General features: G+C 61.8%; 15 protein-coding genes and 2 pseudogenes. 9 read left to right on the forward strand and 8 right to left on the reverse strand.

Features of this window, described 5'->3' with window-relative positions; translation table 11 throughout:
* A pseudogene (locus tag K288_RS0107170) lies at window positions 1–306 on the forward strand (IS5/IS1182 family transposase); the annotation flags it as partial.
* Between the two features lie 22 nt (window positions 307–328).
* Here K288_RS0107170 and K288_RS44935 read toward each other — a convergent pair.
* From K288_RS44935 to K288_RS0107185, 3 genes and pseudogenes are all read right to left on the reverse strand, one after another.
* Window positions 329–997: a serine hydrolase domain-containing protein gene (locus tag K288_RS44935; protein ID WP_051334408.1), complete on the reverse strand. Its 669-nt coding sequence runs from the start codon at window positions 995–997 to the stop codon at window positions 329–331.
* Window positions 981–1101 (reverse strand): annotated as a pseudogene (locus tag K288_RS54630) (serine hydrolase); the annotation flags it as partial. The gene K288_RS44935 and the pseudogene K288_RS54630, both read right to left, overlap by 17 nt.
* A 292-nt stretch (window positions 1102–1393) precedes the next feature.
* Window positions 1394–1948: a GNAT family N-acetyltransferase gene (locus tag K288_RS0107185; RefSeq protein ID WP_051334409.1), complete on the reverse strand. Its 555-nt coding sequence runs from the start codon at window positions 1946–1948 to the stop codon at window positions 1394–1396.
* Window positions 1949–2148: 200 nt separating this feature from the next.
* On the opposite strand from K288_RS0107185, the gene K288_RS0107190 reads away from it, so the two are divergent.
* Both K288_RS0107190 and K288_RS44940 read left to right on the forward strand, forming a co-directional pair.
* Entirely contained in the window at window positions 2149–2535 is a 387-nt protein-coding gene (locus tag K288_RS0107190; protein WP_027578916.1) for a tautomerase family protein, read from the forward strand.
* Window positions 2536–2596: 61 nt separating this feature from the next.
* Entirely contained in the window at window positions 2597–3100 is a 504-nt protein-coding gene (locus K288_RS44940) for a GNAT family N-acetyltransferase (protein ID WP_043159458.1), read from the forward strand.
* Window positions 3101–3217: 117 nt separating this feature from the next.
* Here the strand turns inward: K288_RS44940 and K288_RS0107200 are convergent, their stop codons facing one another.
* Window positions 3218–4066, reverse strand: coding sequence for a DUF1499 domain-containing protein (locus tag K288_RS0107200; RefSeq protein ID WP_027578917.1), 849 nt, complete (start codon window positions 4064–4066; stop codon window positions 3218–3220).
* Between the two features lie 321 nt (window positions 4067–4387).
* Entirely contained in the window at window positions 4388–6016 is a 1629-nt protein-coding gene (locus K288_RS0107205; protein ID WP_027578918.1) for a fatty-acid--CoA ligase, read from the reverse strand.
* A 200-nt stretch (window positions 6017–6216) separates the two neighbouring features.
* On the opposite strand from K288_RS0107205, the gene K288_RS0107210 reads away from it, so the two are divergent.
* Window positions 6217–7353 carry an extensin family protein gene (locus tag K288_RS0107210; protein WP_244443094.1) on the forward strand — a complete coding sequence of 379 codons (1137 nt, stop codon included), beginning with the start codon at window positions 6217–6219 and terminating at the stop codon, window positions 7351–7353.
* Window positions 7354–7373: 20 nt separating this feature from the next.
* Here K288_RS0107210 and K288_RS0107215 read toward each other — a convergent pair whose 3' ends face one another.
* Window positions 7374–8054, reverse strand: a complete 681-nt coding sequence (locus K288_RS0107215) for a L,D-transpeptidase (protein WP_027578920.1) — start codon at window positions 8052–8054, stop codon at window positions 7374–7376.
* A gap of 344 nt (window positions 8055–8398) precedes the next feature.
* Between K288_RS0107215 and K288_RS0107220 the strand changes: the two genes are divergently transcribed.
* The 4 genes from K288_RS0107220 (at window position 8399) to K288_RS0107230 (ending at window position 10141) form a co-directional block, all read left to right on the forward strand.
* Window positions 8399–9376 (forward strand): magnesium transporter CorA family protein, encoded by a 978-nt coding sequence (locus K288_RS0107220; RefSeq protein ID WP_027578921.1) that lies wholly within the window; start codon window positions 8399–8401, stop codon window positions 9374–9376.
* Window positions 9377–9406: 30 nt separating this feature from the next.
* Window positions 9407–9601: a type II toxin-antitoxin system HicA family toxin gene (locus K288_RS50410; RefSeq protein ID WP_084799502.1), complete on the forward strand. Its 195-nt coding sequence runs from the start codon at window positions 9407–9409 to the stop codon at window positions 9599–9601.
* Window positions 9601–9807: a type II toxin-antitoxin system HicB family antitoxin gene (locus K288_RS0107225; RefSeq protein ID WP_027578922.1), complete on the forward strand. Its 207-nt coding sequence runs from the start codon at window positions 9601–9603 to the stop codon at window positions 9805–9807. The genes K288_RS50410 and K288_RS0107225 overlap by 1 nt, the downstream gene beginning before the upstream one ends.
* Before the next feature lie 115 nt (window positions 9808–9922).
* On the forward strand, window positions 9923–10141 hold the full coding sequence (locus K288_RS0107230) for a hypothetical protein (protein ID WP_027578923.1): 219 nt from the start codon (window positions 9923–9925) through the stop codon (window positions 10139–10141).
* 110 nt (window positions 10142–10251) lie between these two features.
* Here the strand turns inward: K288_RS0107230 and K288_RS0107235 are convergent, their stop codons facing one another.
* Both K288_RS0107235 and pdxH read right to left on the reverse strand, forming a co-directional pair.
* Window positions 10252–11004 (reverse strand): SDR family oxidoreductase, encoded by a 753-nt coding sequence (locus tag K288_RS0107235; RefSeq protein ID WP_027578924.1) that lies wholly within the window; start codon window positions 11002–11004, stop codon window positions 10252–10254.
* Window positions 11005–11122: 118 nt separating this feature from the next.
* A complete protein-coding gene (gene pdxH, locus K288_RS0107240; RefSeq protein ID WP_027578925.1) occupies window positions 11123–11764 on the reverse strand; it encodes a pyridoxamine 5'-phosphate oxidase in 642 nt (213 codons plus the stop codon).
* 15 nt (window positions 11765–11779) lie between these two features.
* On the opposite strand from pdxH, the gene K288_RS0107245 reads away from it, so the two are divergent.
* Entirely contained in the window at window positions 11780–12277 is a 498-nt protein-coding gene (locus K288_RS0107245; RefSeq protein ID WP_244443082.1) for an RT0821/Lpp0805 family surface protein, read from the forward strand.
* Window positions 12278–12289: the final 12 nt, after the last annotated feature.

Raw genomic sequence — 12289 nt, forward strand, 5'->3', positions numbered from 1 at the left:
TACCGAGGTCACAATGCGCCACCCGATTACAAGTTCAGGGTGTTCATCTCAGGCCAGAAGCGGCGCGTGACGCCCAGGATCAAACGCGAGCTGCGCCGGCGCTCGGCCGTCGAGCCGGTCATCGGCCATCTCAAATCCGAGCATCGCATGGGGCGCAACTACTTCTGGTACCGCAAGGGCGACGCCGCCAACGCCGTCCTCGCCGCCGCCGGATACAACTTCCGCCGTCTCATCCGCTGGCTGGAGCTTTTGTTGCACCAAATCCTGGTCAGGCTCATCCTCCGATTTCAGCTCGTCCCAAGCTGAAATCAGACTTCTTCACGGGCGACTAATTCCAGCGCGTTGCGGGCTGATCGGCAAGCGGCAGCACTGCGATCCGGTCGGCGAAGTCGGCGTTGTTGAAATCCCCTGCGTACAATAGAGGATTCGCATAGAGTTTCTGCACCTGGGTCTCGCCGTAGAAACCGTAGGTGATACCCGAGGTGTGCCGCAATAGATCCCTGATCGTGATCGGGCGCTTCAACGGCTCGAGCTTGAGCGGATACTTTCCCGCTTCGTCGGAAGTATCGACACCGACTTTGGCTTCCGCAAAGGAATGAATGTATTTCGACACGGAATCGTCGAGGCCCAGCTTGCCTTCGTCGACCAGCATCATCGCCGCAACCGACGTAACGGCTTTCGACATCGAATAGATCTGGAAAATCGTGTCCGGCGTCATCGGTTGCCCCGTGTCGGGGTCCCGCACGCCGAAGCATTCGAAATGGACTGGCTCGCCGTGTTGTTGGATCAGCAGGATGCCGCCAGGAATCTTGCCGGTCGTGATCTCATTGCGAATGGTGTCGCCAAGTCGCTTCAGGGCCGCGGGTGAAAGAGTTCCTACAGCCGGCGTTTCGGTTTCGGCGCGCAGCTCAAACGCGCAGCCGAGGGCCAGGGAAATTGCCAGCGCTGCCGCGGCAAGGCAGCGCAGTGCGGTGTTTCCAGTTTGCCATCGTTTCATAGACGAGCAGCTTAAGGGTCCGCTGGATGCGCTGGCGTTCCGAAGGCGTCTGCTCCAGCAGCACGAAGAACGTCATGCTTGCGGCCGATGACCATATAGCAGCCGCCGACGTTTTCCAATTGATTGCCGAGGTCAACGGCGATGCGGGGACGAGCTTCCTGCACCCACAACGTGGATCCGCCATGCCGCTGCGATCGGATCCTTCGGGGTGGTGAACGGTCGTATCACTCGCTACGAGTTCCACGTACGACCAGCGTCCTCGTGCGAAACTGTCCGCTTAGGGGCAATCGCGTCATTCTTGGCTTATTCGCCGAATGTCTGCTTATCCCGTAACAGCGGCGGAATAGCGGATATACTGCAACCGCTGCTTGGGGCCAGGAGCGGACCTTGGTCCGATCAATCTCTCGGTGCAGGTTCGATGCGTGGCCTGAGTTGGAGAACCATAAGCAGTTCATCGTAGTATTCGCTTCCGACCTTCAGGGCCCGCCGCTCCAATCCGTATTCCTCGAAGCCCGCCGCGCCGTAAAGCCGATGCGCGGCAGCGTTTGAAGCCACCACTGTCAGACAAACGTCTTCAACGAGCGGCCGGGCGTGTTCGACGACTTGATTCACGAGGGCCGCAGCCAGTCCTGTACCACGCGCTTCCGGCCGGACATACATCCCCCACAGCACGCCCTTGTGCTGTAGCTTGACGCCATCTTGCACGCGGAAGCCAGCCAGACCGACGAGAGGCGAACTGTTCACCCAGCCGCCAAACACCGTGTTCGTCTTCAGGCGTTCCTCCCACCATGAGGTCGGTTTATCGACCTCATGCTCCCAGGAGGAGGCGAAGGCCTCGGGGTGAGCCTTTAAGCCTTCAAGGCGCAGGTCACGATAGTCAGCGGTGTCGCGCGCCTCCAAGCGGCGTATCTTGATCGAAAACGTCGGAGGTAAGGCGATGGGCTTGGCCATCGTCTCATATACGTGTCGTTAGTGTGTGCCTGCAACGGGTCACTCGCGTCATTTTCGGTCGATCCGCCGGATGTCTGCTTATCCCTGACAGCGGCGGAATAGCGGATATCCTGCAACCGTTGCTTGGGGCTAGAACCTGACATGTGCGTTGGGAGACGATATGGTCGGTCGAGTCCGACGGAAACTGGGGAAAGGCGGCTATGCCAAGCACGCGCATCACGACAGGAATTTGGGTCAGAGGGAGCGAAGCTATAGCAATTGACGCCGTTCAGAGGGCCCTGCTTACTTCGTTGAATATCCCAGACTACGATCGAGACATTGTGCTCGACGTCTACGAATCGTACCAGCGAATTATTCCAACGGGTCGATCGAACCGATACACCCGCGTCGAAATCACAATGTTTTCCGGACGGTCGCTGGACGCTAAGAAAGCGCTCTATCGCGCAGTGGTCGAAAACTTGAAAGTGCTAGGTGTTCCTCCGAGTGAAATTAAGATCGTCCTGATCGAAATTCCTCCTGAAAATTGGGGGCTGCGTGAGGGGCTGCCCGCCTCTGAAATCGATCTTGGCTTTAAAGTGAACGTCTGATGTCCCGTCCTGCTGACGGACACTGGTGCGCTTCATCGGCAATAGGATTGGTCGAGGTGGGATGGAAATCTTAGACCTTCACGACCAGCCGGATCGCTCAGCTCTCCTGGCGCTCAACAATTTAAACGCGCGAGAAACGTCTTTGCTGACAATGGAGCGGTTTGACCAGCTGGTTGGGGCAGCCGGCGTTGCTCTGTATTGTTCACCAGCAGCCGCATTGTTGTTGGCGTTTGAGGAATCGGACGACTACGATGGCCGCCATTTCCTTTGGTTTCGTGGCCGGTTCGATCGATTTATCTACATCGATCGTGTCATCGTCGCTGCATCGTTTCGGCGACACGGACTGGGGCGTTTGCTCTACGCCGACGTTTTCCGACGGGCGCAGCAACTTGGGTGCAATACGATTGTTTGCGAGGTTAACGTTGAGCCCCCGAATCCAAGCTCAGACCAATTTCACAAAGCCCTAGGCTTCGAAGAAGTCGGTCGAGCAACTATGGAGAACGGCGCTAAGACCGTGCGCTATCTTTCCGTGGCTTTGAGTGCTGGGTGCACAGCCAAGACCTAGTGCGGCACGTCGGCTTAGGGTCAGACTCGGTCATTCGGCGATGTTGGCGCGATGTCCGGTTTGCCCGAAAGCGGACGCGGCTGAGCGATTTATGCTAGCGGTGTCCGACCCGCCACTTCACTTCTTCACGGTCTTCGCCTGCACCTTCGGCGGTGCTGGCGCCTTCTTGGGCGCGGCCTTCGCGTTGTCGACGGCGGTGTTGATGTCATCGATCAGCTTCGACACGCGCGCGGCATTGCTGCCGAGGTCGGCCTCGAAATAGCGCGAGGCGGAGCGGATATCGACCCGCGAGTCCTCGCCGTCGGGCGTGACGCGGATCGCGACGTCCTCACGAAAGCCCATGATCGGCGTGCGTGCCACCGCCTCGATGCGGCCGACGCGGCGCGGCGGCGTCGGCGGGCGCTCATCGATGATGAGCCATTTACGCCGGTTCACCAGTTGCAGCGTGACCGCGTAAGCGCGGTCCACCGGCACTTCGAGCTCGACGGTCTCGATATCGGGATAGGCGCGGCGCTGCTGCTCGGAGGAGTATAGCCCGGCATAGACGGCTGAATTGGTGTCATCACTGGTGCGCAGGCGCGCCAGCGCTTCGAACCGGGGCGGATCGATCGGGTCGGTGGTGATGTCGTGGATCGGCGGCAGCCGGCGATATTGCACGGCGAGATAGGCGGGATAGGCAAGCACCAGCGCGTTGATCAGGAAGGCCAGAAGGATGCGGCCCATGCCGCGCGAACCGTTCTGCCAGATTGCGGCGAACGCGGCGAAGCCGAGCAGGATCGAAAGACCGGCGAACGCCAGTGCGCCGAAGAAGGTCGCCAGCGCCGGCTTCATCTCCAGGAAGCCGAAGCGGACGATGAGGATCGAGACCAACACCGCGACGGCGGAGAAGATCGCGAGGTTGCGTGCCCAGGTGGCGAGGCTGGACACCGGCTCCGACTGGTAGGGAACGGAAAACCTGCGGGCCATCGTCGAAAATCTGCCGCCTGAGACGTTGCCAAGCCGAGAGAGCACCCGGCTGTTGCCAGCCCGTGTGAGACCACGAACCTGCGGCAAATTCAAGGGAATTTGGGCGTGCCGTCGTGCTGACTTCCCTTCTCCCCTTGTGGGAGAAGGTGGCGCGAAGCGCCGGATGAGGGGTTGTCTCCGCGGGCAACGGCGTTCGCGGAGACAACCCCTCACCCGAATGAGTGTAGGGCCGCCATTGGCGCTGCCCTCTCCCACAAGGGGAGAGGGCGCATCAATGACGCCGCCGATCTCTTCTCCCACAAGGGGAGAACGTGCAGAGTCTTACGCCGCTGGCGTCGGGAGGCTGTAGCTCTTGAACTGATCGCGCAGCGCGGTCTTCAGGATCTTGCCGGTCGCGGTGTGCGGAATGCCGTCGACGAAGACGACGTCGTCGGGCATCCACCATTTCGCGATCTTGCCGTCCATGAATTTCAGGATCTCCTCACGCGTCGCCTGCTGGCCCTGCTTGAGCTGTATGATCAGCAGCGGACGCTCGTCCCACTTCGGATGGTGCACGCCGATCACGGCCGCTTCGGCCACGGCCGGATGGCCGACCGCGAGGTTCTCCAGGTCGATCGACGATATCCATTCGCCGCCGGACTTGATCACGTCCTTGGAACGATCGGTGATCCGCATATAGCCGTGCGCATCGACCGTCGAGACGTCGCCGGTGTCGAAATAGCCGTCTTCGTCGAGGATGTTGCTGTCGACACGGAAATAGGCCCTGGCGATCGACGGGCCCGAGACCTTGAGCCGGCCGAAGGTCTTGCCGTCCCACGGCAGTTCCTTGCCGGCATCGTCGGTGATCTTCATCTGGACGCCGAACGGCGGGTAGCCCTGCGTCTGCAGGACGTCGAGCCGCTCCTCGCCCGTGCGTTCCCCGAACGGCGGCTTCAGCGCCGCGACGGTGCCGATCGGGCTCATCTCGGTCATACCCCAGGCGTGGCGCGGTTCCACGCCCATCTTGAGGAAGGCCTCGATCATCGAGCGCGGCATCGCCGAGCCGCCGCATATCACCATCTGCAGGTGGGGCAGCTTCAGGTTGTTGGCGGCCATGTGCTGCAGCAGCATCAGCCACACCGTCGGCACGCCGGCGGTGTGCGTCACCTTCTCCGTATCCAGCAATTCATAGACCGAGGCGCCGTCGAGCTTCGGCCCGGGCATCACGAGCTTGGTGCCCATCGAGGGCGCAGAGAAAGCGATGCCCCAGCTATTGGCATGGAACAGCGGCACCACCGGCAGCATTGTATCGTTTGCGGATGTGCCCAGCGCATCCTTGTTGTTGGCCATGAGCGCATGCAGCACGTTGGAACGGTGCGAATACAATACGCCTTTGGGGTCGCCCGTGGTGCCCGACGTGTAGCACATCGCCGCTGCGGTGTTCTCGTCGAACGTCTTCCACTGGAACTTGCCGTCGGACGCCGCGATCCAGTCTTCATAGGCGACCGCGTTCTTCAGCGTCGTCTCCGGCATGTGCGCCTTGTCGGTCAGCACGATATAGCGCTCGACGCTCGGAAGCTTGTCCGCGATCTTCTCCAGCACCGGCACGAAGGTGAGGTCGGTTATGACCACGCGGTCCTGGGCGTGGTTGACGATCCAGGCGATCTGCTCCGGGAACAGGCGAGGATTGACGGTATGGCAGATCGCGCCGATCCCCATGATGCCATACCAGACTTCGAGATGGCGCCAGGTGTTCCAGGCGATGGTGGCGACGCGGTCACCGAGCTTGATGCCGTCACGCTCCAGGCTCTGCGAGACCTTCAGCGCGCGCGCATGGATTTCCGCATAGTTGGTGCGATGGATCGGGCCTTCGACCGACCGGGTCACGACCTCCTGTGTGCCGTGATACTTCGCCGCGTGCTCGATGATCCGGTGACACAGCAAAGGCCAGTCTTGCATCAAACCCAGCATACGCACGTCCCTCCTCAGTGTTCTTCTCTCGCATGACCCGCCAGCCAGAAAGTATGGCGAGCCAGCCCAATCACGAAACTGACATGAACTGTAGCGCGGAGAAAGCAAGCCGAAAATCCACTTATGGCGCGTTTGGCCGCACCGGAATGGTACTGATTACCACTGTGGCCGTATTGGTCGGGATGCTGGCCGAACCCGCAATGGCAGCCCGCAGGTCGGCCCTGTTTCCCTGGCCGGACCTGTTCGCTCCGCCCCGGCCAAGGCCGCATCGGGCCGTCCATCGGACAGCAGTGGTGCCGTTGCCAAAGCCTCGCCCGGCCGAGGCGCCAGCAACGAGGCCGCCCGAACCGCCGGCAACCGCCGAAAGGGCGCCCTCGGCCGACCATGGCAAGGCCGCCGAAAAGGCGCCACCGGCGGACCACGGCAAAACCGCTGATAAGGCTCCCGACGACAAGGCTGCCGAGCAGGCTCCTCCGCCACCCTCGGCCTGCCGGCTGGCGCTGACGGAGGAGATCGCCATTGCGCCAAGCGTCCCCGACATCCGTGGTCCGGGCGCCTGCGGCGGCGAGGATCTGGTGCGGCTGGAGGCGATCGTGCTGCCCGACAAGCGAAAGGTTTCGCTGAAGCCGGCAGCGGTCCTCCGCTGCACCATGGCCGCCACCATCGCCGATTGGGTGCGCTCCGACATCGCGCCGCTGGTCGCCGGGCTCGGCAGCACGGTCAGCGAGCTCGACAATCTCGATTCCTTCGAATGCCGCGGCCGCAACGGCGTCCCCGGCGCGCAGCTTTCCGAGCATGGCCGCGCCAATGCGCTCGATGTACGTGCTTTCAAGCTGGCGAACGGTCGCTCGATCCTGCTCACCGACCGTAGCGTGCCGCGCGATCTGCGCGAGAGCATGCTGCACTCGGCCTGCACCCGCTTCACGACCGTGCTGGGGCCCGGCTCCGACGCGTACCATGAGGACCACATCCATCTCGACCGGATGGAGCGGCGAAACAACTATCGGATCTGCCAGTGGGACGTCCTGGACCCGCTGCCGGCCGTCGCCCCGTTGTTGCCGGCCGAGCGCCCTGGGGAGGCGCCGCCGCGCCAGGTCGCAGCCAAGGACAACCCGAAGGCCGACGCCAAGAGCGGCGCCAAGACCGACAGCAAGCCGGATGGGTCCAAATCGGAAAATACGAAGTCGGAAAATACGAAGCTGGAAAACAAGAAGTCGAAAAATACGAAGTCGGACGATGCGAAGCGGGATGCCGGCGATTCCGACAGTATGGAATCAAAGCGTGCAGCGACCAAACCACAGCCAACAAAAAAGCGCCGGCAAAACCGGCGCTTTTGATCGCGTCTTCCGCGAACGAACTACTGCATCATGGCGTTGCCGCCGCCCTGCAGGGCCATCTTCGAATTGAACGGCGAGTCGCCGTGCTTCGGTTCCAGCACGACCACGACGGTGCCGAGGCCGACGCGGTCGTAGAGGTCGATGACGTCTTCGTTGGTCATGCGGATGCAGCCCGAGGAGATCGAGGCGCCGATATATTCCGGCTGGTTGGTGCCGTGGATGCGGAACAGCGTGTCCTTGCCGCCGGAGTAGAGATAGAGCGCGCGCGAACCCATCGGATTGTCAGGTCCCGGCGCGACATAGGTCGGAACGCCGAGCCGGGAGATTTCGCCGGGGGTCGGATGCCAGGCCGGCCACTCGGTCTTGCTGCCGACCTTGGCAATGCCGGACCATGCCATGGCTTCCTCGCCGACGGTGATGCCGTAGCGGATCGCCTTGCCGTCTCTCTGCACGAGGTAAAGATAGTGGTTGTCGGAGTCCACCACGATGGAACCCGGCGCCTCCTTGCGGTGGTAATCCACAATGGCGCGGCGGAACGGCTCGGCGACCGGAACTTTCGCGTAGGTGGTTTTCGCCAGCAGGTCCTTGTCGTGCTGCTTGAAATTGGCGGTGTTGACGGCCTCGTAGGTTGTGGCCTGCATGCAACCCGACAACATCAGGCCTGCGGCCAGAATTCCCAGCGTAACTTTCAGCGACGACATTTGCACTTCCGTTGAAAACCTGCGTTCGCAGCGCGGAACTGCGCCCCAAATCGCCACGATTCCATCATCTCATTGATCGCATTATTGCCGAAACCTGCCGCTATTCCCAGCGTTTAGAGACCTATCCCGCGCTGCGGGACTTCTGCTGTGGCTTTTTTGCCGCAAATCCTACCGCCGGCGGCCGATTTCTGTGCAGATCAGCAACGGTTGCCAAGTCCGGGCCATGCCGGAGCCACGTCGCCGCCACGAATATGGATAGGCGATTAATGCGCCGGTCATGAAGCCCTTGCCAGAATCGCGTTTAGTCCTGTTGGGTGCGCCGGTGCCCGGTTCCGGAGTTGCTGATGCTGTCGGTGTTCGTTCCTTTCGATCTCGCGCTGAAAAAGGCCGTTTCCCCCGATCTCGCGGCGCTGCCGGAGAACACGGTCTGGATCGACATGGTCAAGCCGACACCGGAGGAGGATCGCGCCGTGGAGCGGCTGACTGGGATCGCGGTGCCGACCCGGGAGGACATGCAGGAAATCGAGATTTCCAGCCGGCTCTATATCGAGAATGGTGCGCGTTACATGACGGCGACGCTGATGTGCCATTCCGACACCGACATGCCCCGCACCACGGCGGTCACCTTCATCCTGGCGGGCCATCGACTGGTGACCGTGCGCTACGAACAGCCGAAACCATTTGCGCTGGTCGAGACCAAGCTCGGGCGGTCCTGCGCGCCCACCATCAACGGCGAGATGGTGCTGATGGAATTGCTCGATGCGGTGATCGACCGCTGCGCCGACATCCTGGAGCGTGCCGGTGCCGAGATCGACCAGGTCTCCCACGACATCTTCGAACCGGAGAGCGAGCGCCACGGCCATGCCAAGCAGTATTCGCGGATCCTGATCGAGATCGGGCGCAAGGGCGACCTGACCTCGAAAGTGCGCGAAAGCCTGGTTTCCATCGGTCGCGTCGTCACCTTCATGTCGGCGGTGATCGAAGGCGTCAAATGGTCCAAGGACATGCGCGAGCAGCTCAAGACCATGCAGCGCGACGTCGCCTCGCTGACCGACCACGCCTCCTATCTCTCCAGCAAGATCACCTTCACGCTGGACGCCATGCTCGGCGTGGTCAATCTCGAGCAGAACAACATCATCAAACTGTTCTCGGTGATGGCCGTGGTGCTGATGCCGCCGACGCTGATTGCCTCGATCTACGGCATGAACTTCAAGGCGATGCCGGAACTCGACTGGCCGCACGGCTATCCGATCGCGCTGGTGCTGATGCTGATCGCCGCGATCGTGCCGTACTGGATTTTCAAATGGAAGAAGTGGCTCTAGGAACCAGCCCGAACGGGTCGCAAGCCGAACATGAAAATTAGGGATATTCTTCGGCTATTGGAGGAAGAAGGCTGGTTTCTTGTCGCGACGCGCGGCAGCCATCGACAATACAAGCATCCCGTCCGGCCCGGCCGCGTAACAGTAGCGGGTAAGCCATCCGATGACCTTGCGCCGGGAACTCTGAACAGTATCTTGAAACAGTCGGGTCTAAAGGAGCGGGACTGATGCGCTACGCAGTCGTGATCGAGAAGGCGAACGGCAATTATTCCGCCTATGTTCCGGATTTGCCAGGCTGCGTTGCTACCGGTGATACGGTTGCGAATGTTGAGAGCGAAATCCGCGAGGCGATTCGGTTCCATCTTGAAGGATTGCGGGCGGACGGCCTTGCGGTTCCAGAGCCGACCAGCATCGCTGAATACGTCGAAACATAGGCAACAGAGCTGCCGCAATTCCTCCGCGAATCCTCCGCTAAAATTTGAGTGTTGCGCTGAACGTTTGAGCGAAACTTTGCTGCGATAACCCCCGGCCTCAAGCCGGAGGACAGCAATGGTTGAGAAGATCATAACGCCACGGCGTAACATCATCGACTTCGCGCGCTATCAGCAGGACCGCAAGGCCGGAAAGATGCAGGCACTATCGCCGCGCATCTGCCGCCACTGCGGCGCTGCCCTGCTCGATGGCGAAAACGAAGACGAGTGCTCGAGCGCGTTCAACACCAGCGCGCAACGAGTCGTAGAGAAGCCGCGGAAGTTCTACGCGGATTGATGGCCAGGACGGCCGCTTAACGAGTGCAAGCAAAGCAATCCAGAAGACGACGGCGGAAACGGTCTGGATTGCTTCGTGCCCTCGCTTGTTCCCAGCAGCAATCGCCAATCCTACACGTGCTGGCCACCATTGATGTGGATCTCGGCGCCGTTCACGTAGGAACTGGTTTCGGTGCACAGGACGTAGATGATCTTGGCGACTTCGTCGGGCGTGCCCAGGCGATGCATCGGGATCTGCTGCTCGACGATCTTCTCGGTGCCCGGTGACAGGATCGACGTGTCGATCTCGCCCGGCGCGATCGAGTTGACGCGGACGCCGACGCGGCCGAAATCGGACGCCATCTCGCGCGTCAGTGCCGCGAGCGCTGCTTTCGAGGTGGCGTAGGCCGCGCCCGCGAACGGATGCACGCGGGAGCCGGCGATCGAGGTGACGTTCACCACCGCGCCCTTGGCGGTCTTCAATTCGTTGATCAGCCCACGCGCCAGCATGATCGGCGCAAAGAAGTTGACGCGGAAGACATGCAGCCAGGTGTCGATATCGGTGTCCATGGTGCCGAGCCGCGCACCGCCCGGACCCTTGGGCGAGATCGCCGCATTGTTGACCAGCGCGTGCAGCTCGTCGTTTTCCAACCGTCTGCGGATTTCGGAGATCGCGCGCACGGTGTCGTCATGGTCGCCGAAGTCGACCTCGATGTGATCCTCGGGTCCGGCGCCCCAGGGGCAAACTTCCGGAAAGGCGTGCCGCGAGCAGGTGATGACGCGCCAGCCGGCCGAGGAGAAGCGGATCGCGGTGGCATGGCCGATGCCGCGGCTGGCGCCGGTCAGGAGTAGCGTGCGGCGCGGCGCGTTCGATGTGTTCGGCATTGGACGGTTCTCTCGTTCTTCGTCATGCCCGGCCTTGTGCCGGGCATCCACGTGTTCGGACTGGCTCGAAACTGAGACGTGGATGGCCGGGACCAGCCCGGCCATGACGGTCTGAGTCTTACGGATAAAGCCTTACTTTGGACCAGGCCTGGCCTTCGCCTTCGCGGCGGAATTCGATGCGGTCGTGCAGGCGGTAGGGGCGGTCGTGCCAGAACTCGAAGCTGACAGGCGTGATGCGCCAGCCGCTCCAGCCCGGCGGGCGCGGCACGTCGCCGATCACATATTTTGCGGCGACTTTCGCGATCGCCTGCTCGAAAGCGAAACGGCTCTCCAATGGCTGCGACTGCTTGCTGGCCCAGGCGCCGAGCTGCGCCTGCTTCGGGCGTGTCGCGAAATAGGCGTCGGCTTCGGCGTCGCTCACCGGCGACACGTTGCCGCGGATGCGCACTTGCCGGCGCAACGATTTCCAGTGGAATAGTAAAGCGGCCTTAGGATTTGCGGCGAGTTCGCGGCCTTTGGGGCTGGCAACGTGGCTGTAGAACACGAAGCCATCCGCGTCATAGCCTTTCATCAGCACCATCCGCACGTCCGGCAGCCCGTCCGGATCGACGGTTGCGAGCGCCATCGCGTTGGGATCGTTCGGCTCGGACTTGGCTGCTTCGGCGAACCATTCGGTGAACAGCGCAAATGGCTCCTCGGCGGCGGTAAAATCACCCGATGTTAACGGTGTGGGGTGTTTGATGGAGGTCGTGTCTGTCATGTCAGGAGTCCAGCGTTGCGTCCGTCGGCCTCAAAGCGCGCGTTACTCGCCCTATATAGGGCATGGGGACGCTTTGGCCTATCGGCGATCCGCCCGGCGGGGACGGTGATGACACTGGTTCTAATCGGCTTAGGGGCTGGCGGCTGCGCTCTGTCGCGTGGTGACAGTTTCGCCCGGCTGGACGACAAGGATATCACCGGCGCGCTCGGCGCGACCCATGTAAAGACATCGGCGCCGACCGAAGGCGACCTCGCCTTTGCCCGCAACGCCGCCTCCGACGTGCTGACCAAGGGCGACAAGGATTCCAGCCAGGCCTGGGAAAATCCGGAGACCGGCGCGCGCGGCTCGGTGACGCCGCTGTCGCAGGCTTACGCTGCCGAGGATGGACGGACCTGTCGGGATTTCCTGGCGAGCTACGTCAACGGCCGGACCGAGAGCTGGCTGCAGGGAGCGGCCTGCAAGGCCGGACGCGGACGCTGGGAGGTCCATAGTCTGAAACCCTGGCGGTCCTGATCACTGAAAGCA

This window comes from Bradyrhizobium sp. Ai1a-2 (assembly GCF_000426245.1).
In the GTDB taxonomy this organism is placed as follows: Bacteria; Pseudomonadota; Alphaproteobacteria; order Rhizobiales; family Xanthobacteraceae; genus Bradyrhizobium.